Below are 21,095 nucleotides of genomic sequence, written 5' to 3'. Positions count from 1 at the left end.
CCATTATTAATCCTCTCGCACAGCGGGAAAGTCAAGACAAAAAACAGCAAAATAACTAAATTTAATTTTAATAATCAATAACTTGGAGTTGTCATGGTAACCAGAAGACGTTTTCTCGCAGGATGCGCCGCCGTCCCTGCTTTTTCCTATCTGAGTCTCAACACCGCCTTCGCTGATACGCCACCGAGTATGTTCGTGATGGCGATGCAGCTGGACAACATTACCAGCCTCGATCCCCATGAAAGCTTTGAAGCCACCGGCGGCCAGATTTGCGGCAACATGTATCAGCGCCTGGTCACGCCGGACCCGCAGAAAGCCGATAAAGTGATTGGCCAGTTGGCGAAGAGCTGGGATGTGAGCAGCGATAACAGCACCTATACCTTCCACCTCGACCCGGCAGCGAAATTCGCCGATGGCACAGCGCTCACCGCAGAAGATGTCGCCTATTCGATTGAACGTATCGTCAAGCTGGATAAAAGCCCGGCCTTTATCATTAACCAGTTTGGCTTCACTAAAGACAATGTGACGCAGATGGTCACGGCGAAAGGTGCGCATACCGTGGAGATGAAACTCGGTGCACCCGCAGCGGAAACCTTCCTGCTGTATTGCCTCTCCGCCACCGTTGGCAGCATCGTGTCGAAGAAGGCCTGTGAAGCCAATCAGCAGAACAACGATTTCGGTAATGCATGGCTGAAACAGCACAGCGCCGGTTCGGGTGCCTTCACTCTGCGCACCTGGAAAGCCAGTGAAACGGTGATCCTGGAACTGAGCCCGCTGTATGCCGACAAGAGCAAAATTAAGCGCGTAATCCTGAAGCACATCACCGACCCGGCCGCTCAGGCGCTGATGGTGAAGAAAGGCGACGTGGATGCGGCCTACGATCTCACCACCGAGCAGTTGTTGCAGGTGAAGAACGACAGCAACGTGTCGCTGGTGAATCAGTCGCTGTCAGCCATCATGCTGATGTCCTGCAACACCAATAATGAATACCTGAAAAAGCCGCAGGTGTGGCAAGCCCTGAAGTGGGCGCTGGATTACGACAGCATCCAGAAGAACATTCTGTCGATGAGCTTTATTACCCATCAAAGCTTCCTGCCGAGCGGCTTCCCGGCAGCGCTGGACGACACCCCGTTCCATAAAGACGTGGCGAAAGCCAAATCGCTGCTGGCAGAAGCGGGTTATCCCGATGGATTTGAGATCACCCTCGACCACTACTCAATGCAGCCGTATCCCGATATCGCTCAGGCGATCCAGACCCAGTTGGGTGCGATTGGCATCAAAGTGTCATTGATTGCCGCCGAAAACCGCCAGGTGTTGACCAAGATGCGTGCGCGTCAGCATCAGCTGGCGCTGACCGTGTGGGGCGCGGACTATTTCGATCCAAACTCCAACACTGAAGCCTTCTGTGTGAATACCGACAACAGCGAAAATGCCCGTAGCCGCACGCTGGCCTGGCGCTGCAGCTGGTCAGATGAAGAGTTCAACAAACTGACTGAGCAGGCACTGCACGAGCCGGATCCGGCGAAGCGTATTGCCCTCTATCAGCAGATTCAGCAGTTGGGCCGTGAGAAAAGTCCGTTCATCTTCATGATGCAGAAGACCAAGAATGTCGCCTGTGGCAAAAACATCTCAGATGTGCACATGACGGTACTGGAGCAGTGGCCATACGATCAGGTGAAAAAAGCCTGATGCCTTTACTGAAGAAAATCGTCAGCACCCTGGGAAGCCTGGTGCTGACGCTGTTTGGTCTTTCTGTACTGACCTTCTTTATCGGCCGGGTGATGCCTACCGATCCGGTGCTGGCGGCGGTGGGCGATAACGCACCGCAGTCCGTGGTGGATCGCGTGCGCCTGGAAATGGGGCTGGATCAGCCCCTCTACATTCAGTTCGGCCACTACCTCAATCAACTGCTGCACGGCGATCTCGGGAAATCGGTTCTCACCTCAAACCCGGTGACCACCGATATTGCGCGCTTCTTCCCGGCGACCATGGAACTGGCGACTGCCGCGATTATTATCGCCGCGCTGGTCGGTATTCCGCTGGGTGTCTGGGCCGCCGTGCGCCAAAGCACCTGGGTCGATCAGACCATTCGCGTGGTGTGCCTCGCTGGACACTCACTACCGGTGTTTGTGCTGGCGCTGCTGAGCCTGCTGGTGTTCTACGCCGTGCTCGGCATTGCGCCGGGTCCAGGACGGCAGGACATCATCTGGCAGGATATGGTGCCGCAGGTCACCGGCTTTCTTACCATCGACTCATTGCTCGCCGGTGAAATGGATGCCTTCTGGGATGCGCTGGCACACATGGCGCAGCCGGTCTTGATCCTTGCCTACTTCAGCATGGCCTACATCACACGTATGACGCGCACCTTTATGCTCAATGCCTTGAGCGGTGAATTTGTGATCACTGCGCGTGCGAAAGGGCTGTCATCGCGCCGGGTGATCTGGCGGCATGCCTTTCCGACCGTGGCGGTGCAACTGGTGACGGTGCTGGCGCTGACCTACGCCGGATTGCTGGAGGGCGCGGTCGTCACCGAAAACGTCTTCTCCTGGCCCGGCCTCGGCCAGTATCTCACCACCTCGCTGATGAACGCCGACATGAACCCGGTGGTCGGCGCCACGCTGCTGGTCGGCACCGTGTATGTGCTGCTCAATCTGCTGGCTGACCTTCTCTATCGACTTTGGGACCCACGCGTAAAATGATCTTCTTCTCTCGTGACTGGCTGCTGGACGATACGCCAGCCAATCGCCGTCAGGCGGTGTGGGGCCGACGCTATCGCTTGTGGCTCAGCCTGCGCAGCAACCCGCTGGCGATGGCCGGATTAGCAGTTATCGCCGTCATGCTGTTGCTGGCGCTATTTGCCCCGTGGCTGACGCCGTTTGATCCAGGCGCACAGCATCTGGAAAACCGTCTGGCGGCTCCTTCTGTCGCACACTGGCTCGGCACTGATGAACTCGGCCGCGATGTCTGGACGCGCATTATCTATGGCGGACGCACCACGCTTGGCATGGTGATCGCCGTGGTGCTGCTCACCGCCCCGCTCGGCCTGCTGATTGGCTGTATCGCGGGCTATGCCGGTGGCATTGTGGATAAGACGCTGATGCGTATCACCGACATCTTCCTCGCCTTCCCGCGTTTGATTCTGGCGCTGGCGTTTGTGGCCGCGCTGAAACCCGGCGTGGAGAGCGCTATTCTGGCAATTGCCTTAACCGCCTGGCCGCCGTACGCGCGTCTGGCGCGTGCCGAAACCATGCAGTTCCGCCACAGCGATTTTATCGCCGCCAGCCGACTTACTGGCGCGTCACCGCTGCGCATCATCCTGCGCCACATCATGCCGCTGTGCGTGCCGAGCCTGATTGTGCGCGTCACGCTGGATATGAGTTCCATCATCATCACCGCCGCCAGCCTTGGCTTCCTGGGGATGGGCGCGCAACCGCCTTCACCTGAATGGGGCACCATGATTGCCACCGCGCGCCGCTTCCTGTTCAGCGAATGGTGGGTGCCGCTGATGCCGTGTATCGCCATTTTCCTGACCTCACTGGCATTTAACTTTCTCGGCGACGGTCTGCGCGACGTGCTGGATCCTAAGGAGCGCTAAATGCTGGTGGAAATTGAAAACCTGCGCATTGCCTTCCGCAGTCGCACAGAGATCTTTGAAGCGGTACGCGGCGTCAGTTTTAGCGTGGGCCGCGAGAAGTTTGCCATTGTTGGCGAGAGCGGATCGGGCAAGTCGCTGACCGCACGCTGTTTGATGCAATTACTTCCGGGCAATGCGGAGGTGACCGCCGACGTATTGCGTTTTGACGGTATCGATCTGCGCGGCGCCAGTGAAAAAGTGCTGCGTCAGATTCGCGGCAAACGCGTGGGCTTCATCCTGCAGGACCCAAAATATTCACTCAATCCAGTGATGACCATTGGCCAGCAGATCGCAGAAGCCTGGCGCGAGCATAAAGGCGGCAGCCGTAAAGCGGCAATGCTGGCAGCGATTGATCTGCTGGAGCAGGTGAAAATTCGTGATGCTGCCGCGGTGGCGAAGCGCTATCCGCATGAGGTTTCCGGCGGGATGGGCCAGCGCGTGATGATTGCCATGATGCTGGCACCGGATCCGGAACTGCTGATCGCCGATGAGCCCACCAGCGCGCTGGATGCCACGGTACAGGCAGAGATCCTCAAGCTGATTGACGATCTGGTTTCCGCGCGCGGCATGGGGTTGATTCTGATCAGCCACGATCTGCCTTTGGTGTCGCACTTTTGCGATCGCGTGGCGGTGATGTACGCCGGGCGCATTGTCGAATTGCTGGACGCCGGGCAGTTACAGCAGGCTCAGCATCCGTATACGCGCGGCTTACTGGCCTGTTTGCCGTCGTTAAAACATCCGCGCGAGCGCTTACCGGTATTACAGCGCGATGCGGCGTGGCGGGAATAGCGCAATGCCCATCAACACGGTTATACCCCCATGCCCGCTTTACGCCCGCAGGATGCGTATGGATGCGTACCGTTCAACGAACGCACAGAATTTACAGGCAGCTTCATGATTGAAATTGATAACCTGCGCATCGCCTTTGGTGCGCATCAGGTAGTGAAAGGCGTCAGCTTCGCGGTCGCCAACGGCGAAAGCTTTGGCATGGTCGGCGAAAGTGGTTCGGGCAAATCCACCATTCTGCGCGCCCTCGCCGGACTCAATGCCGATTGGCAAGGCAGCATGAAATTTGGCGGCATGGAACTGGGCGCCAAACGCAGCCGCGCGTTCTATCGCCAGGTGCAGATGGTGTTTCAGGATCCGTTTGGTTCGCTGCATCCGCGTCAAACCATCGACCGCATCCTGCATGAGCCGTTGCTGGTGCATCAGCTCGATCGCGCGGAACAGCGCATCAGCCAGGCGCTGAGCGAGGTCGGCTTACCGGCCGCTGTGCGTTTCCGTTATCCGCATCAGCTTTCGGGCGGTCAGCGTCAGCGCGTGGCGATTGCCCGCGCGTTGATTGCCGAGCCAGAAGTGCTGCTGCTGGATGAGCCCACGTCGGCGCTGGATGTGTCGGTGCAGGCGGAAATCCTGAATTTACTCAGCGATCTACGCACTGAGCGCAAACTCACCTACATTATGGTGACGCATAACCTCGCGGTGGTGACGCATCTGTGCCAGCGCATTGGGGTGATGCAGCACGGTGAGATGGTGGAGCAGCTGAGCGCGGAGGATTTACGCGCGCGGCGCATCCAGCATCCGCATACCGCTCAACTGTTTGATCTCAGCATGACGCTGGAGGAACCGGCATGACCGCGAACGGGCAACAGTCTGCTGATATCGCACCACTTTTCGCTCTCAGCATGACGCTGGAGGAACCAGTATGACCGCGAACTGGCAACAGGCCGCCAAGGTGGCGCAGCAGATAACACAAGGCTGGCAGCAGCCCGGCGCACCGGGTGGTGCGATAGTCCTGTTTGATGCCCATCATATTCACTCGACACACTGCGCCGGTCTGGCCGATCTGGCGCAACAGACCCCCTTCAGCGCCGACAGCGTGGTGCGTTTTGCCTCGATAACCAAGCATCTGTTTGCCGCGCTGGTCACCGGGCCTGGCCGTCGCTACCTGCAACTCAACGATAAGCTGGTGCAGCATCTGCCGCAGCTAACAGGCGCCAACGGCCAGATCACTGTCGGCCAGGCGCTGGACATGAGCAGCGGCTTGCCCGATGTGCGTGAAACCCTGTCGCTGCTCGGCTTGTCGGTGTACAACGCCACCAGCGCTGCTGATCTGCTGGATTTTGTCGCACAGGAAGGCGATCTCAGTTATCCGCCCGGCAGCGAGATTTCATACACCAACACCGGCTACCGCCTGGTGGAAGAGGCGCTGAAAGCCAAAGGTCTGCTGTTCAACGATCTGCTGCAGCAATATATCTGCGAGCCGCTGGATATCAGTTTGGTCGCGCCGGAAACCTGGTTCGATATCGTGCCGGGACTGGTGCCGGGTTACTGGCAAAACGGCGCGCAGTGGCAGCTCTCCAGCGCTGGATTGCATCTTTCCGCCTCGGGCAGTGTAACCGGCAGCGTCAATCATCTGACGCGCTGGCTGCAAAGTCTGCTGGCGGACAGCGGACCCGGCGCGGGGGTGCTGCAACGCCTGAGCGCGCCACGCTATCTCAATGACGGCCGTACCAGCGGCTACGGGCTGGGTATCACCAGTTCCACGCTGGGCAGCCAGACGCTGTTCGGTCACGGCGGTTCGCATGCGGGTTATAAAAGCTATTTCCTGCTGCATCCGGAGCTGAAGCTGGGCGTAGCGATTGTTGCCAACCGTGAAGATGTGGCGACCTCAGAAAGTGCACTGCGGGTGATGGCGGCGCTGCTGGATCGCTCGCTGCCGGAGAAAGGGCATGATTTGACGCCGGGCTTATACGTGGCAGAAAACGCCGCCGACTGGCTGGAGATTCAGGGTGTGACCGCGACCTGGCTGGGTGCCGGTGAAACGCTGTGGCGCGCCGATCCGCACGGAGATGCGGTGTCGCTTTCCAGCACTTTCCCGATCAAGCTACGCCATGATGGTAAAGCGATTGTCGGTGAGATTGGTCATGCGCCGCGCCGTTTTGTGTCGGTAGAGGCGGACAGCGCCAGCCTTGAGCATCTGCAAGGCCGCTGGTTTGCACATACCTGGCGCAGTGAAATGGTGATTGAGGGCGATCGCCTGATTATGGGCATCGGTCCGGCAGCGATTCATGCCAGTTTGCAATCGCTGGGCGGCGATCGCGTGCTCGCCACCGCGCAGGATGGCCCCTGGGAGAAACGTTTTGTGATCGCGCGTGAAGGTGACAAAGTGCGGCTGGTGCTCAATCGCAGCCGCGTGGTGAGATTTACGCGCTAAGCGGTCGTCGTCTGGTCAATTCAACACACATCAGTCAAAGCTGCCATTTTTATAAATGGCAGCCTTTTTTCTTTAAACCACTGTGTGGCGCAGACGACCAATTTTTTCGATCTCGACTTCAATCACATCGCCGGGGAACATAAACAGCGGTGGCGTGCGTTTTTTACCGACGCCGCCTGGTGAACCGGTGATGATCACATCGCCTGCTGACAGCGGGCTGAATGCCGAAATGTATTCGATGATTTTCGCCACCGGATGCACCATGCTGGCGGTGGTGTCGTTCTGCACTTCACGCTGATTCAGCCAGGTTTTGATCGCCAACTGCTGCGGATCGGGGATCTCATCTGAGGTGGTCATCCACGGACCAAAACCGCCAGTCTGCTGCCAGTTTTTTCCGGCGGTAAACCAGGTGAACTGCATGTCACGTACGGTGGCATCCATAAAGCAGCTGTAACCCGCAACGTGTTGCAGCGCATCGGCCGCTTTAACCTGATAGGCAGGCTGACCGATAATCACCGCCAGTTCACCTTCGTAATCAAATTCCTGGGTGGTGGCCGGTTTTAACAGCGGCTGCTCATGCCCCGCCAGGGAATCCGCGAAACGGACGAACAGCGTCGGCGCTTCGATAGTCTCGGCAAACTCTTTACGCTTGTCCGCGTAGTTCATGCCGACACAGAACACTTTCCCAGGATTTTCCACTACCGGAAGGAAACGAATGGCGCTGAATGGTTGATCTACTGGTTGAGAACGAAAGGCTTCCAGGTCGCTGACCGCGCCGCGTTGTAACAAAGATTTCAGGTCCGGGCATGCCGCGCCGAGGCGTGAACCGACGTCAATCACGCCCTCTTCCCGCACGATTCCGTAACTTTTTCTTTCCTGGTCAATAAGATAAAAACTGCAGAGCTGCATGACTGCCTCGTTGTTATATATAAATTGCGCGCAGGTTACCAAAAGCCAGCAGGAAATGCGGTACGACCTGCCAATAATGTGCCTAAGCGTTGATACGTGATTGCTAATCTATTGATTGCCATCCATGGCAACCCTGCGAGCATCCGTCAGGTACGCAGTCCTGGCAACCCTACGCGCATCTGTAGGGTGCGCACCAACATTACGACTGCGTACTCGCCAGATAGGAGAATGCACTCAGCAGGCTGATCAATGTGCCCATCTGCTCGGCGCGATAACCCACGGTCACCGCATCAATGCGCGTTACACCGGGAATCAGACTGAACAAATCCGCGAGCACCGGTTTGCTGGCTTGTAACTGCATCTCATAAGGTGCGGTCAAACGCGTGGTACTGACCTGGCGCGCACGCTGTACCGCCGCAGTAGCGGCGGCACGAATGGCGTTTTGTGCGGCTTGCGGGCTAATGGACTCCGCGCAGGTGTGGGAAATCGCGCGTTTCACACAGACGTAATCCACTGACGGATAGTGTTCGGCGATCCAGCCTTGTAGTTGATCGTCCCCGCTCACCAGCCACAGCGGTGTACCCTGTTCGGCGGCGGCGGCAGCGTAGATATCGCTTTCACCCATCACTTTACCGTTGATATGGATGCGCCAAAACGCACGGCCGTTGATGGTGTGCGCCAGCACGCCGGGCTCGCCCGCCGCGCTGTGATAGCCGATAAAGAACAGGCCATCGAAGCGCTGCTGCTCAATGCCCTCCACCATCGACAAGCCACGCGGCTTGCCTTGCACCATGCGCGCACGCGGATCGATGTTTTCCGCGCGCAGGTTGGTCATTTGCGCATGGCTGTCGGCCACCACCACTTCGGTGGCTCCGCCAGCGAAAGCACCGTCGATGGCGGCATTCACTTCCTGTTCCATCAGCCCGCGTGCCAGCTGGTGTTCCGCATGGCCGGGTGAGCACTGTTCCGGACGCATCACGCCCGCGATACCTTCAATGTCAGCAGAGATGAATATTTTCATAAGTCAGGCAAATTCCATGCGGGTTGGAACACGGTCGCCATAAATGGCGACACTACGGGGAACAGTGCGTCAAAGGCCGCTTTCAGGCTGACCACAGGCGCTGCTGTAAGAGGCGCCAAAAATGGCGACATTACGGTTAACTTAACGTCAGAGGCGGCATTCAAGCTGAACACAGGCGCTGCTGAAAGAGGCGCCATAAATGGCGGCCCTACGGTTTGGCCAATTCATCCAGCACCTGCGTCAGTGACGGACGATGATGGCCGCGAAAACCAGTGACCGCTTCGGCACTTAATAGCGCATCCAGCACCGCGTGTTCAGTGGCATCAGCGGCGGCGGCAAGCAGCGGTTCCAGTGCCGCATCTTCCGGCGGGTTTGGCTGCGTTTGCGTGGAGAAGGCCACGGCAATATCGCCTGATCCATGTCCCCAATAACTGCCTAAACGGCCTAATCCGGCACCGGCGCGTTTAGCGATACGCTTAAGCTGGCGCGCATCCAGCGGCGCATCGGTGGCCATAATGATGATGATGGAGCCGGCATCGCGCTGCGGTGCCAATTCTGGCATCAGCGGTCCAATCATGTCACCCATGCGCACACCATCCAGCGTGAACGCATTCAGTGCCCCAAAATTAGCCAGCACCAGCACGCCCAACGTCGCGTTCAATGAAGGAATTGAACGCGATGCGCTGCCAATCCCGCCTTTCAAACTGAAGCAGCTCATGCCACGTCCGGCACCGACGCTGCCACGGGCGAAATCGGCCTGCGCCGAATCGAGCGCGTCCTGCACCATGGCTTCGGTCACCGCCAGCGCCTGAATGTCATTCAGCCAGCCGTCGTTGCACTCCAGCGCCAGCGGATTGACGGTAGGCAAACTGCGACCCAACTCCGGGTTACGGCTGATGGCGTCACGCACCAGTGTGGTAAACAGCGTGCCGACTGCCAGCGTGTTGCTGAGCAAGATCGGCGTTTGCAGCACGCCCAACTCTTCGATTTGCACCAACCCGACGGGCTTGGCAAAGCCATTAAAGACCGCCGCGCCGCAGGGTAACGGCTTGAGAAACAGGTTATCGCCTGGCGGCACAATCGCCGTCACACCGGTTTGTCTCTCACCGTCTGCCAGCGTGTGATGGCCGACGCGCACGCCGGGCACATCGCTGATGCGGTTGGTGGCGCCGCAAGCACTGCGTGGTTGCCCGAGCTGGCGTTCAGTGCGCCAGCGTTGCAGCAGTAGATCACGCTGCAGTTGTTGAAAATCCATGTTTAGCTCTTCAGTTTGGGATCGAGCGTATCGCGCAGCGCATCACCCAGCAGGTTAAACGCCAGCACAGTAATGAAAATTGCCAGGCCGGGGAACACGCTGACGTGCCATAAACCGCCCATCATCATGCTGCGGCTCATCGCCAGGATATTTCCCCACTCCGGCACATCCGGTTCCGGGCCCAGGCCAATAAAGCTGAGGCCCGCTGCCGTTAGAATACTGGTGCCGATACGCATGGTGAAATAGACAATCACATTGGAGAGCGTGCCGGGCAGAATGTGGCGCAGCAGGATCACGCGATCGGGCGCACCGGCGCAGCGCACCGCTTCGACATACGCAGCCTGTTTGAGCGACAGCGTCGAGGCGCGCACGATGCGGGCAAAGACCGGCACGCTGAACACCGCCACGGCGATAATCACGTTATTCAGTCCCGGACCGAGAATCGCCACCACCGCAATCGCCAGCAGCATGCCGGGAAAGGCAAACAGCACGTCGGAACCGCGCATGATCAGCATGTCAATCCAGCGACCGTAATAGCCCGCCAGCAAGCCGAGCAGCACGCCCACCACCATGCCCAGCGTCACCGACAGTACGCCGACGTAAAGCGAGATGCGTGCGCCAAAGATGATGCGGCTCAACAGGTCGCGTCCCAGATCATCAGTACCCATCCAGTGTGCCGCTGAGGGCGGTGATGATAAGGCCATCCAGTCCGGTGCCATCGGGTCCCATGGTGCCAGCCAGGGCGCGAAGATCGCCACAATCACCAGCAGCAGTACAAAGCCGCCGGAGACCAGCGCCAGCGGATTACGCACAAAGGCGTGCAGGAAATCGCGCCACGGCGAGCGGATGGTTTGTGGTGTTGCGGCAGAGAGAGATTCTGTACTCATCACGACTCCTGTCGCAGGCGAATGGCTGGATTGACCACGGCATACAGCAGATCCACCAGCAGGTTAATCACAATAAATTCAAACACGAACAGCATCACCAGCGCCTGAATCACCGGCTGATCTTGTGCTTTGATCGACTCGATCAACAGCCAGCCCAAACCGGGCCAGTTGAAGACGCTCTCCACCACGATCGATCCGCCGAGCAGAAAACCGAACTGCAAGCCGAGCATGGTGATCACCGGGATCAGGGCATTACGCATTACGTGCTTCCACGTCACCAGCCGATTGCGCAGCCCTTTGGCTTTGGCGGTGCGCACATAATCTTCCTGCGCCACTTCGAGGAAGGCGGAACGAGTGAAGCGCGCCATCACGGCGGCCACCGAGGAACCCAAAGTGATAGCAGGCAGGATAATGTCGCTGGCCTTGTTGAACCCGCTCACCGAGAACAGGCCAAAGGGCATTGCAACGAACTGGATCAGCAACAGACCCAACCAAAAAGTGGGCATTGAGATGCCGCCGACGGCGACGCTCATCAATGTCCAGTCCTGCCATTTACCGCGTTTCAGTGCGGCCAGTACACCGAGAAACAGGCCGAGGATTACCGACCAGGCAAAGCCCGCCAGCGCCAGCCACAGGGTTGGCATAAAGCCTTGTTTGATCACTTGCAGCACCGGCTGTTGCGTGCGGTAAGTGACGCCGAGATCGCCACGTAGCAGCCCACCGATCCAGTTAACGTATTGCTGCGGCAGCGGATCGTTGAGTCCGAGATGCTGGCGCGCGGCTTCGACCGCTTCGATCGGGGCGTCTGGACCGGCGTAAATGCGCGCCGGATCGCCGGGTAGCAGCTTAATAAAGCCGAACACCAGCAGCGAGACCACCAGCAGGACAGGGATCATCTCCAGCAGCCGACGAATAATGTATGCGAACATGCGCTTCCTTTAAATTGGGGACGCCCTCTCCCGTTTGCAGGAGAGGGTTAGGGTGAGGGATTAACGCCCTGCCTTACTTAAATGCCGCCTGGGTGTAGAGGAAGTTGCCATCTGCCAGCATCGATACGCCGGTCAGGTTGCTGCGCTTGCCCACCAGGTTATCTGGCGTGCCGAGGAAGGCGACGGGCGCATCTTTCCACAGCATTTTCTGGGCTTCCGCATAGGCTTCACCGCGCTTAGCCGGATCGGCGGTGGCTAACCCACCAGCAATGGCTTTATCCACATCCGGATTGCTGAAGTACGAAACGTTATACGAGGTCGGTACCCAGGATTCGGTGGCATACAGCGGGCGCAGCGCCCAGTCCGCATCACCGGTCGAGGTTGACCAGCCGCCGTAATAGAGGTCGAATTCGGCTGCTTTAGGATCCTTCACGCCCCACAGTTTGGCGTTGCGCGTACCGGAATCCATTGGCGTCACCGTGGCGCGAATGCCCACCGTTGCCAGCTGGGCTTTCAGCACCTGCGCCGCGCGCACGCTGGCGGTGGTGTTGGTGGTCCACAGTTTCAAATCCAGACCGTTCGGATAGCCGGCAGCTTTCAACAAGGCTTTGGCTTCATCCGGGGCGTAGTGATAATTCGGTTCGCTCTGCTTCTGATAGAACTGCACCCCTTCCGGCATCGCGGACGAAGCGGGTTTACCCATGCCAGCAAACGCCACTTTCAGCCACAGATTGCGGTCGATGGCGTAGTTGATCGCCTGACGCACGCGCACATCCGCCAATGGTTTGTGGTGAGTGTTGATCGCCATGTAGTAGAGATAAATACTCGGATCGCGCTGGATCGCTAATTTGCTGTCGCTCTGCACAGTCGCGATCAGATCCGACGGCAGCGGCCAGATCGCATCCACCTGTCCTGATTTCAGTGCGGCAACGCGGGTGGCATCTTCCGGACTTGGCGAGAAGGTCACTTTATCCACCTTCGGCCAGCCTTTCTGCCAGTAGCCATCATACTTCACCAGCGAAACGGCCTTGCCCGGCTGCCAGTCAACAAACTTGAACGGACCGGTGCCGACCGGATGCAGGCGCAGCTGTGCTTCTTCCGGGTACTGTTTGAGGATCGCCGGGCTCCACATCACCGCTGACGGGTGTGCCAGGGTGTTGATGAAAGCACCAAAGGATTGGTTGAGGTCAATTTTCACCTGATCCGTCGCCAGCACCGTGACGTTGGCAATCATCTTATACAGGCTGTTGCGCTTCAGGCCTTTGGTCTGATCGGCGAGGCGATCGAGGTTGGCCTTGACCGCTTCAGCATCAAACGGCGTACCGTCCTGGAAAGTGACACCTTTGCGCAGCGTCAGGGTAAATTCGGTGGCGTTGTCATTATTGGTATAACCGGTCGCCAGCCAGGGTTGCAGTTTCATCTGCGCATCGAACTGGAACAGGCGTTCAAAGATACCGCTCTGCACCGAATAGCTGACGTTATCCGAGGTATCGTGAGGATCGAGACCGGTGATATCGGCATACATCGAAATGCGCAGATCCTGCGCCTGCGCGGCGGCGGCCAGCGCGAGGGTCAAGCCAAAAGCCAGTGACGAACGGCGAAAAAGGGTTTTCATGAAATCTCCTGGTATTGAGCGTTAGCGCGATGCAATGTCGTCAGCGACCCAGTGTTGCGGTGCAACCTGGCGATAACGGGGTTTGGTGACCGTTTCGCCCAACTTGCGCAGCGGCGAAGGAATTTCGCTATCTTCGAAAGTACGGGTCTGACGGTTCTGTGGATCGGCCACCGGCACCGAGGCCAGCAGACGTTGGGTATACGGATGTTGCGGTTGGTTGAACACCGACTGACGCGGGCCAAGCTCGACAATCTGGCCGAGATACATCACCGCCACGCGGTTAGCGATACGCTCCACCACCGCCATGTCATGCGAGATGAAAATCCACGCGACACCAGTCTGCTTTTGCAGGTCCATCATCAGGTTCACCACCTGCGCCTGGATCGAGACATCCAGTGCCGAGACGGCCTCATCGGCGATGATGACTTTCGGTTTCAAGGCCATGGCGCGGGCAATCGCAATACGCTGGCGCTGGCCGCCGGAAAACTCATGGGGATAACGCGTGGCATGTTCGGGCAACAGACCAACGCTTTTCAGCAAGGCTTCAACCTGCGGCGTGGCTTCTTCCAGCGATTTCACCAGACCGTGCAGCAGCAGCGGCTCGGCAATGGTGAAGCCCACGGTCAGACGCGGGTTTAAAGAGGCGTAGGGATCCTGAAATACCATCTGGATTTTGCGGCGCAGCGGTTGAAACTCCGCCTCTTTCAGATTAGCGATTTCATTGCCCTGGAAATGAATGCTGTCAGCCTGACTCTTGATCAGGCGCATCAGCGCGCGGCCGGTAGTAGATTTGCCGCAGCCGCTCTCACCCACAATCGCCAGGGTTTCACCCGGCCACAGGCTGAAGTCGATCTGCTCCACCGCATGTACTTGATGGGTCAGGGCTGAAAAGATGCCACTGCGAATCGGGTAATAGACTTTTAAACCGCGCACATCCAGCAATGGCGTTTCGTCATAACGGGCGGTGCGCTGCTCACCGCTATCGGCGGGCTGAGTGGCACCCAACAGTGGGAAGCGCTGCGGCCAGCGTTGCTCGCGCATGTCACCCAGTTTCGGCACGGCAGCAAGCAGCGCTTTGGTGTAAGGATGCTGTGGCGCGTTGAAGATGTCCGCGACCGTCCCCTGTTCCACGACTTCGCCGCGCAGCATCACCACCACGCGGTCGGCAATTTCCGCCACCACGCCCATGTCATGGGTGATAAACAGCACTGCCATCTGCTTCTCGCGTTGCAGGTCGCGCAGGATGTGCAGAATGCGCGCCTGCACGGTGACGTCCAGCGCGGTAGTGGGTTCATCGGCAATCAGCAGCTGTGGATCGCACGCCAGCGCCTGCGCAATCATCACGCGCTGGCGCATGCCGCCTGACAGCGAGTGCGGGTAGCTTTTCATCACGCGATCGACATCGGCGATGCGCACCTGGCGCAGCAGTGCCCGCGCACGCGCATCCGCAGCGGCTTTGTCGCACATCTGATGGTCACGCAGTGCTTCCGTCAACTGATCGCCCACCCGCAGTACCGGGTTGAGCGAGGTCATCGGCTCCTGAAAAATCATCGCCATTTCGCGCCCGCGCAAGGTGCGGCGTTGGGTTTCATCCAGCGTTTCCAGCGTGTGGGCTTTACCCTGACGATCGCGGAACTGCATGCTGCCGCGATCGATACGGCCTGAAGCGGCCAGCAGGCCCATCACCGCCAGCGAAGTGACCGATTTGCCCGAGCCGCTTTCACCGACCACGGCGACGACTTCACCGGGATAAATGGCAAAACTGATGCCTTTCAGTGCCTGATTTACGCCGCTGCGGCCGCGAAACGAGACGCTAAGATCCTGTATCGCGAGTACCGGCGCGGGACCGGCAACGCTGGCGGCGTTGGGGGTAAGTAAAGTGTCCGTCATCGTTGCCTCTTGCGGTTACAGCCAGATTCGGCCTTGAGCGTAGGAAAGGAAGGGTGAGCTATCGGCGGCCAGCCAGATGGGGCCATCAAGATCCACGTGTTCTGCAGCAATCGCCACCGGCAGCGCAGCTTCCATTGCGAGTGAGGAGCCCAGCATGCAGCCGACCATCAGACGCATATCCAGCTTTTGCGCTTCTTCGACCATCGCTAAGGCTTCAGTCAGGCCGCCGCACTTATCCAGCTTGATGTTGATCATCTCGTAGCGATTACGCAGCTCGGCGATGTCTTCACGCGCGTGGCAACTCTCATCGGCGCACACCGGGATCGGGTGGTTAAACCGTTGCAGATCCTGGTCTTGTCCGGCAGGCAGCGGCTGTTCAACCATGGCGATGTTGTACGCTTGCAGCGCGATAAGCAGGCTTTGCAGATCGACGCCCGACCAGGCTTCGTTGGCGTCAATGATCAAGGTGGCACGTGGCGCAGCCTTTCTGATGGCCGCCACTTTCTCTAAAATCTCGTCACGATTCAGTTTGATTTTCAGCAGGATGGCACCACGCGATACGGCATCAGCCGCCGCAGCTGCCATGTTTTCGATGGAGTCGAGGCTTAAGGTCTCCGCCGTGATCACCGAAGGCGGTGCAGTGCGTACGCACTGCTGCCACAGTGTCTGCTTCGCCAGCGCGGCATCAAGGCGCCACAGCGCACAGTCCAGCGCATTACGCGCTGAACCGGCAGATAAACGGCTTTGCAGATCGATTCGGCTTAAGCCCGCTTCGACATCCTTACGCATCACTTCCAGCTGCGCCTCGACGCTATCTGGTGTTTCATCGTAACGCGGTGTCGGCGTGCACTCGCCACGACCAATAAAGCCGTTCTGCTCCAGCGTGACGCGAATGACAGTGACGGCGGTACGCGTGCCACGCGAAATAGCGAAAGGACGCGCCAGCGGCAGCTCCAGCACTTCAATCTGCATGCGCCGCATCTTAGCCACGCTCCTGCAGCAGGGCGGCGATATCCGCGATACCAAAACGCACCGGATCGGTGGCCGGCACGCCGAATTCGGCGCTAACGTCCGCACAATAGGCGCGAGCTTCTTCTTCGCTGTAGTTGGAGGTGTTGATGGCAAAACCGGCCAGTTGCACATTATCGCTGGTGACATCGGCCGCGCGCAGGTTGGCCTCCACGCAATCTTTCAAACTCACCATCGGCTGATGCGGTAAATGACGCATGTGCGGACGGCCCATTTCGTGACACATCACCAGCCAGTGCGGCTGCGCACCGTGAATCAGACCCATGCTGACGCCCGCATAAGAAGGATGGAACAGCGAGCCCTGACCTTCAACGATATCCCAGTGGTCGGCATCATTGGCGGGTGACAGGGCTTCTACAGCACCGGCGATGAAATCGGCAATCACCGCATCAATCGCGATGCCTTCACCAGCAACCAGAATGCCGGTTTGTCCGGTGGCGCGGAAATCCGCCTTCATGCCGCGTTCACGCATTGCCGCTTCCAGCGCCAGCGAGGTGTACATCTTGCCGACTGAGCAGTCCGTACCGACAGTAAGTACACGCTTACCTGTACGCTTTTTACCGCTGCCAACATTCAGTTTTGGACGCATATGGCGCAGGTCAAACAGCTCAACGCCAAACTCCTGGGCTAACGCCACCAACTCTGGCTCATCTACCAGGCGATGGTGCAAGCCGCTCGCCACGTTCATGCCCGCTTTGATCGCGCCTTTAACGGTATCAAGCCAGTGCTCCGGCAGATAACCACCGGCATTGGCGGTGCCCAGTACCAGCGTTTTCGCGCCACGTTCTTTTGCCGTGGCGATATCGAGTACGTCCAGACCTAAGCTGACAGTACAGCCCGGCAGTTTAATTTCGCCGACGCACTGCTCAGGGCGCCAAACGTGAATGCCGCGCGCCGTTTTAGCGGCCAGTGGATCGGTGACATCGCCAAGGAACAATAAATAGGGTTGAGGGATCAGCATGATGTTTCTCGTTTCAGACGGGTTAGAGGGTCTGAATCGACTATTCCATGCGGGTTAAGAGGTGACGAATGCTTGTTTGGTAGCGGGGTATAACATCAGGCTATAGCCAGATCCAAAACTGATGGTTAAGGGTACTAAGCCATTGATAGAGAGAAAATTCGAGTCGATATTGAGCGGGGGAGATAAGAAAATCATTGATAACCACAGGTCGATCCCTGACCGCGATTATCGAGGGTATAAGTGCGATTAATGCAGTGCGCCTGGTGGGACGTGCTTGAAAGTCTCAACATATGCACGAAACACGTAGCGGAAAAAACGTTTCATTGGATACCTGGCTCAAAAATTGTTGAAGAAATACGCGAAAAGTATAACTAACGCGCGTTTTTCACGCAATTATATTTGAGCCAGATCACAAAATGAGGGGTTTGGCAGATGCCTGAATTAGCCGAAGAGGTTGAGATGTTGATTAAGGATGGTGCAGCCGATGCTGATCAGTACCAGTCCACCCAGCACTTCCGCCCATTTACCCATCACCGGACCGATAAAGCGACCCACCATCACGCCAGTCGTGGCCATGATGGTGGTAGCGGCACCAATGGTCAGCGCGGTAAGCACAATATTCACCTGCAGGAATGCCAGGCCGACGCCCACCGCCAGCGCATCAAGACTGGTGGCCACCGCGGTCAATGCCAAGACCATAAAGCCATGACGCTGTGGTGCTTCGCAGGGTTCATCCGCCGTCTGACGGAAACCTTCCATCATCATGCGGCCGCCAAGAACGGTTAACAGGGCAAAGGCCACCCAGTGATCCCATGCCATGATGTAGCGACTGGCCGCCAGGCCAATCGCCCAGCCAATCAGCGGCGTCAGCATTTCAATCACACCAAAGATCAGGCCGGTGCGCAGCGCTTCTTTGAAGTTCGGGCGATGCAGCGACGCGCCTTTGCCCAGTGCTGCGGCGAAAGCGTCCATCGACATACCAAAGGCCAGAATCAGAGTTGCGATAAATGTCATGGGTTTTCAATCAATGCCGCGAAAAATGCCTTCAAGCGAGCGATTTTCCGCATCTATTGTTCAGTAATGAAAAAGTGCGCGCAGTCTAGCACGCAAAATCACCAAAAAAAAGACAGTAAAATCATGGATTTAAGTATAGCAAAGGCTATAACTCTTAACTTGCGCTATTTATGACGCTAAGTGGATGGAATAGAAGAATTTTCTTAGGGTGACCCGGCACAGGGATTGCACGCCAGCACGCTTTTATGCGCTAATGCCCGCGCTAATTGATAGGAAACCTGCGATGAAAAACCCGTTTGAAACGCTGATTATCCCTGGCGGAATCCTGCTGCTGGGCTTTCTCTCCGCGCTGCTGTTGCCCGCGCCGCAATTCGGCCTGGAATTATCCAGACGGATTCAGGAGATGCTGCATTTGCAGGACCTGAATCAGCTCTACACTATCGTGTTTTGCCTGTGGTTCCTGCTGCTGGGCGCGATTGAATTTTTTGTCATCCGCTTTGCATGGCGTCGCCTCGCTAAGCAGTGATCCCCACCGCCGCGTAATGCTTTTTTCCTCTGACCACTGTCTGACGCGGCGAAAAATTAACACTCACAGAAATGTAACATTAGTTTTACACGATCTGGCGAAATATCACGCAACATAAAAACCGCATAAAAAATCAATCCACTACAAATTGTTATTAATCATACATTTAAAGTGTGATGCCGCTCACTCTCCGAACATTACCCTGTGCATTCCTCTCACAATATCGCAACAACTGCATTACCATAACCCTCTGATTAAGGGATAAAAATCCCTTATGACAGCGGGGTCGAGCTGATTAATTCTTATGCTGAATCATTTCGGCCTTTAAAAAATAAACAAACGTTTAATTCCGATACGAGAATGTTATATTCAAATGCATATGCATAACGTGCAGTTAACCGTTATCGTCCCCTGACTTAAACCTGAGTCTTAACCTTTGAGAAATAGCGCGACGCGCTCGAAAGAAGCGTGGCTGTTTCGCCTGCGAACCTGTTGAACTTCAGGTCAACAGAGAGAGGAGATGTCGCCTCATGAGTACTACTGCGGTAAACCTGGCGCTCGCCGCCGCTGGTATGGATAGCGCAAACCTTCAGGAACGAAAGGATGTCGACGTACTGCTGATCGGCGCAGGCGTGATGAGTGCCACCCTTGGCGCATGGCTGCAGGATCTGGAGCCGGACTGGTCGATTGAGATGGTGGAACGCCTCGACGATGTCGCGGTGGAATCCTCCAATGGCTGGAATAATGCCGGGACCGGTCACGCTGCGTTGGCCGAGCTGAACTATACGCCGCAGAAGGCGGATGGCAGCATCGACATTGCAAAAGCGGTGGCGATCAACGAATCGTTCCAGATTTCTCGTCAGTTCTGGGCGTACCACGTTCAGAAAGGCAACCTGCGCAATCCAAAAAGCTTTATCCACAGTACGCCGCACATGAGCTTCGTCTGGGGCGACGATAACGTTGAGTTCCTGCGCAAACGTTTCCAGGCGCTGCAAAAAAGCACCCTGTTCCGTGGCATGAACTATTCAGAAGATCGCGACCAGATCACCCAGTGGATTCCGCTGGTGATGAATGGCCGTGACAGCAAACAGAAAGTGGCGGCCACCTGGACCGAAATGGGCACCGACGTCAACTTCGGTGAAGTGACGCGTCAACTGATTGCCTCTTTACAGAAGAAAGCCAATTTCCGCCTGCGTCTGCGTCAGGAAGTGCGTGATATCAAGCGCCTGAGCGATGGCCGCTGGCAAGTGACGCTACACAATCTGGCCAGCGGTGAAAATCGCCTGCTGACCACGCGCCAGCTGTTTATCGGTGCGGGCGGTGCGGCGTTGCCACTGCTGCAAAAATCCGGCATCCCGGAAGTGAAAGGCTACGCCGGTTTCCCGGTGGGCGGTTCCTTCCTCGTGACCGAGAATCCAGAAGTGGTGCAGCAGCACATGGCGAAAGTGTACGGTAAAGCCAGCGTGGGCGCGCCGCCGATGTCAGTACCGCACGTGGATACGCGTGTGCTGGATGGTAAGCAGGTACTGCTGTTTGGCCCATTCGCCACCTTCTCGACCAAATTCCTGAAACAGGGCTCGCTGCTGGATATGTTCGGCGCGATGAACGGCAGCAACCTGTTGCCGATGATGCAGGTCGGCCTGAAGAGTTTTGACCTGGTGAAATATCTGGTCGATCAGGTGCTGCAAAGCGATGACGATCGAATGGAAGCGCTGCGTGCTTATGTGCCGCAGGCGAAACAGGAAGACTGGCGTTTAGTCACTGCTGGCCAGCGCGTGCAGATCATCAAGAACGATGAGAAAGAGGGCGGCGTACTGCGTTTAGGCACGGAAGTCGTGACCTCTGAAGATGGTTCGATTTCAGCCCTGCTCGGCGCTTCGCCGGGGGCATCTACTGCAGCGCCGATTATGCTGGAGCTGATGGCGAAAGCCTTCCCTGAGCAGATGCGTTCACCAGAGTGGCAGACCAAAATTCGCGCGGTGATCCCAACCTGGGGCCGTAAGATGAACGGTGACGTAGCGCTGACCGAGAAGATTCTGGCGGAAACCAGCCGCGTACTGCAACTCGATTACGCACCGATCGTTACGCCAGACGCGGCGAACGACGAAGCCCGCGAGACGGCGCACGTGGTGGGGAAGTAACCAGGCAATCCTGATTGCCGTGAATAATGATAAGGCCGCGCAAGCGGCCTTTTTTATGGCTAAATGC

18 protein-coding genes are annotated in these 21,095 nt (G+C 57.4%); 8 read left to right on the top strand and 10 right to left on the bottom strand.

The window, feature by feature from the left end; all coding sequences use genetic code 11:
- Positions 1–93 precede the first annotated feature (93 nt).
- The 6 genes from JK231_RS18230 (at position 94) to JK231_RS18205 (ending at position 6,851) form a co-directional block, all read left to right on the top strand.
- Entirely contained in the window at positions 94–1,689 is a 1,596-nt protein-coding gene (locus JK231_RS18230; RefSeq protein ID WP_211729186.1) for an ABC transporter substrate-binding protein, read from the top strand.
- Positions 1,689–2,699: an ABC transporter permease gene (locus JK231_RS18225; protein WP_211729185.1), complete on the top strand. Its 1,011-nt coding sequence runs from the start codon at positions 1,689–1,691 to the stop codon at positions 2,697–2,699. Before JK231_RS18230 ends, JK231_RS18225 begins: the two co-directional genes overlap by 1 nt.
- The gene (locus JK231_RS18220; protein WP_058960683.1) at positions 2,696–3,595 is read left to right on the top strand and encodes an ABC transporter permease; all 900 of its coding nucleotides are present in this window, start codon (positions 2,696–2,698) and stop codon (positions 3,593–3,595) included. The genes JK231_RS18225 and JK231_RS18220 overlap by 4 nt, the downstream gene beginning before the upstream one ends.
- Positions 3,596–4,423 carry an ABC transporter ATP-binding protein gene (locus tag JK231_RS18215; protein WP_097119442.1) on the top strand — a complete coding sequence of 276 codons (828 nt, stop codon included), beginning with the start codon at positions 3,596–3,598 and terminating at the stop codon, positions 4,421–4,423.
- 105 nt (positions 4,424–4,528) lie between these two features.
- Positions 4,529–5,269 carry an ABC transporter ATP-binding protein gene (locus JK231_RS18210; RefSeq protein WP_097119471.1) on the top strand — a complete coding sequence of 247 codons (741 nt, stop codon included), beginning with the start codon at positions 4,529–4,531 and terminating at the stop codon, positions 5,267–5,269.
- 70 nt (positions 5,270–5,339) lie between these two features.
- Positions 5,340–6,851, top strand: a complete 1,512-nt coding sequence (locus tag JK231_RS18205; protein WP_211729184.1) for a serine hydrolase domain-containing protein — start codon at positions 5,340–5,342, stop codon at positions 6,849–6,851.
- Positions 6,852–6,923: 72 nt separating this feature from the next.
- On the opposite strand, the gene JK231_RS18200 is transcribed toward JK231_RS18205, so the two are convergent.
- The 10 genes from JK231_RS18200 to mntP all read right to left on the bottom strand — a co-directional run bounded on the left by JK231_RS18200 (position 6,924) and on the right by mntP (position 18,361).
- Positions 6,924–7,760, bottom strand: a complete 837-nt coding sequence (locus JK231_RS18200) for a fumarylacetoacetate hydrolase family protein (RefSeq protein ID WP_211729183.1) — start codon at positions 7,758–7,760, stop codon at positions 6,924–6,926.
- Positions 7,761–7,959: 199 nt separating this feature from the next.
- Complete coding sequence (locus tag JK231_RS18195) at positions 7,960–8,781, bottom strand: M55 family metallopeptidase (RefSeq protein WP_211729182.1); 822 nt, start codon at positions 8,779–8,781, stop codon at positions 7,960–7,962.
- 208 nt (positions 8,782–8,989) lie between these two features.
- Complete coding sequence (locus JK231_RS18190; protein WP_211729181.1) at positions 8,990–10,036, bottom strand: P1 family peptidase; 1,047 nt, start codon at positions 10,034–10,036, stop codon at positions 8,990–8,992.
- Positions 10,037–10,038: 2 nt separating this feature from the next.
- Positions 10,039–10,923: an ABC transporter permease subunit gene (locus JK231_RS18185; protein WP_097119447.1), complete on the bottom strand. Its 885-nt coding sequence runs from the start codon at positions 10,921–10,923 to the stop codon at positions 10,039–10,041.
- A complete protein-coding gene (locus JK231_RS18180) occupies positions 10,923–11,852 on the bottom strand; it encodes an ABC transporter permease subunit (protein ID WP_045814153.1) in 930 nt (309 codons plus the stop codon). Before JK231_RS18180 ends, JK231_RS18185 begins: the two co-directional genes overlap by 1 nt.
- Positions 11,853–11,925: 73 nt before the next feature.
- Complete coding sequence (locus JK231_RS18175; RefSeq protein WP_211729180.1) at positions 11,926–13,467, bottom strand: glutathione ABC transporter substrate-binding protein; 1,542 nt, start codon at positions 13,465–13,467, stop codon at positions 11,926–11,928.
- Positions 13,468–13,488: 21 nt separating this feature from the next.
- Positions 13,489–15,357, bottom strand: a complete 1,869-nt coding sequence (locus tag JK231_RS18170) for an ABC transporter ATP-binding protein (RefSeq protein ID WP_211729179.1) — start codon at positions 15,355–15,357, stop codon at positions 13,489–13,491.
- A 15-nt stretch (positions 15,358–15,372) separates the two neighbouring features.
- Entirely contained in the window at positions 15,373–16,338 is a 966-nt protein-coding gene (gene dgcA, locus JK231_RS18165) for an N-acetyl-D-Glu racemase DgcA (RefSeq protein WP_211729178.1), read from the bottom strand.
- Position 16,339: 1 nt separating this feature from the next.
- The gene (dgcN, locus tag JK231_RS18160; protein WP_160833750.1) at positions 16,340–17,347 is read right to left on the bottom strand and encodes an N-acetyltransferase DgcN; all 1,008 of its coding nucleotides are present in this window, start codon (positions 17,345–17,347) and stop codon (positions 16,340–16,342) included.
- Between the two features lie 441 nt (positions 17,348–17,788).
- Complete coding sequence (gene mntP, locus JK231_RS18155; protein WP_058960691.1) at positions 17,789–18,361, bottom strand: manganese efflux pump MntP; 573 nt, start codon at positions 18,359–18,361, stop codon at positions 17,789–17,791.
- Positions 18,362–18,644: 283 nt separating this feature from the next.
- Between mntP and JK231_RS18150 the strand changes: the two genes are divergently transcribed.
- Together JK231_RS18150 and mqo are read left to right on the top strand one after the other, a co-directional pair.
- Positions 18,645–18,887, top strand: a complete 243-nt coding sequence (locus tag JK231_RS18150) for a DUF1158 domain-containing protein (RefSeq protein WP_034819984.1) — start codon at positions 18,645–18,647, stop codon at positions 18,885–18,887.
- 530 nt (positions 18,888–19,417) lie between these two features.
- On the top strand, positions 19,418–21,028 hold the full coding sequence (gene mqo, locus JK231_RS18145; protein ID WP_097119452.1) for a malate dehydrogenase (quinone): 1,611 nt from the start codon (positions 19,418–19,420) through the stop codon (positions 21,026–21,028).
- The last annotated feature ends 67 nt before the right edge of the window (positions 21,029–21,095 follow it).

Origin of the sequence: Pantoea sp. JGM49 (assembly GCF_018257655.1) — a bacterium.
Lineage (GTDB): Bacteria > Pseudomonadota > Gammaproteobacteria > Enterobacterales > Enterobacteriaceae > Pantoea > Pantoea communis.
The sequence above is the reverse complement of the archived record's forward strand: the minus strand, read 5'-3'. Positions and strand labels throughout refer to the sequence as shown.

What these genes read in the sequence shown, in the direction of transcription:
- JK231_RS18230 (WP_211729186.1), top strand. Translation starts at nt 94, where the DNA reads ATGGTAACCAGAAGACGTTTTCTCGCAGGATGCGCCGCCGTCCCTGCT.
- JK231_RS18225 (WP_211729185.1), top strand. Translation starts at nt 1,689, where the DNA reads ATGCCTTTACTGAAGAAAATCGTCAGCACCCTGGGAAGCCTGGTGCTG.
- JK231_RS18220 (WP_058960683.1), top strand. Translation starts at nt 2,696, where the DNA reads ATGATCTTCTTCTCTCGTGACTGGCTGCTGGACGATACGCCAGCCAAT.
- JK231_RS18215 (WP_097119442.1), top strand. Translation starts at nt 3,596, where the DNA reads ATGCTGGTGGAAATTGAAAACCTGCGCATTGCCTTCCGCAGTCGCACA.
- JK231_RS18210 (WP_097119471.1), top strand. Translation starts at nt 4,529, where the DNA reads ATGATTGAAATTGATAACCTGCGCATCGCCTTTGGTGCGCATCAGGTA.
- JK231_RS18205 (WP_211729184.1), top strand. Translation starts at nt 5,340, where the DNA reads ATGACCGCGAACTGGCAACAGGCCGCCAAGGTGGCGCAGCAGATAACA.
- JK231_RS18200 (WP_211729183.1), bottom strand. Translation starts at nt 7,760, where the DNA reads ATGCAGCTCTGCAGTTTTTATCTTATTGACCAGGAAAGAAAAAGTTAC.
- JK231_RS18195 (WP_211729182.1), bottom strand. Translation starts at nt 8,781, where the DNA reads ATGAAAATATTCATCTCTGCTGACATTGAAGGTATCGCGGGCGTGATG.
- JK231_RS18190 (WP_211729181.1), bottom strand. Translation starts at nt 10,036, where the DNA reads ATGGATTTTCAACAACTGCAGCGTGATCTACTGCTGCAACGCTGGCGC.
- JK231_RS18185 (WP_097119447.1), bottom strand. Translation starts at nt 10,923, where the DNA reads ATGAGTACAGAATCTCTCTCTGCCGCAACACCACAAACCATCCGCTCG.
- JK231_RS18180 (WP_045814153.1), bottom strand. Translation starts at nt 11,852, where the DNA reads ATGTTCGCATACATTATTCGTCGGCTGCTGGAGATGATCCCTGTCCTG.
- JK231_RS18175 (WP_211729180.1), bottom strand. Translation starts at nt 13,467, where the DNA reads ATGAAAACCCTTTTTCGCCGTTCGTCACTGGCTTTTGGCTTGACCCTC.
- JK231_RS18170 (WP_211729179.1), bottom strand. Translation starts at nt 15,357, where the DNA reads ATGACGGACACTTTACTTACCCCCAACGCCGCCAGCGTTGCCGGTCCC.
- dgcA (WP_211729178.1), bottom strand. Translation starts at nt 16,338, where the DNA reads ATGCGGCGCATGCAGATTGAAGTGCTGGAGCTGCCGCTGGCGCGTCCT.
- dgcN (WP_160833750.1), bottom strand. Translation starts at nt 17,347, where the DNA reads ATGCTGATCCCTCAACCCTATTTATTGTTCCTTGGCGATGTCACCGAT.
- mntP (WP_058960691.1), bottom strand. Translation starts at nt 18,361, where the DNA reads ATGACATTTATCGCAACTCTGATTCTGGCCTTTGGTATGTCGATGGAC.
- JK231_RS18150 (WP_034819984.1), top strand. Translation starts at nt 18,645, where the DNA reads ATGAAAAACCCGTTTGAAACGCTGATTATCCCTGGCGGAATCCTGCTG.
- mqo (WP_097119452.1), top strand. Translation starts at nt 19,418, where the DNA reads ATGAGTACTACTGCGGTAAACCTGGCGCTCGCCGCCGCTGGTATGGAT.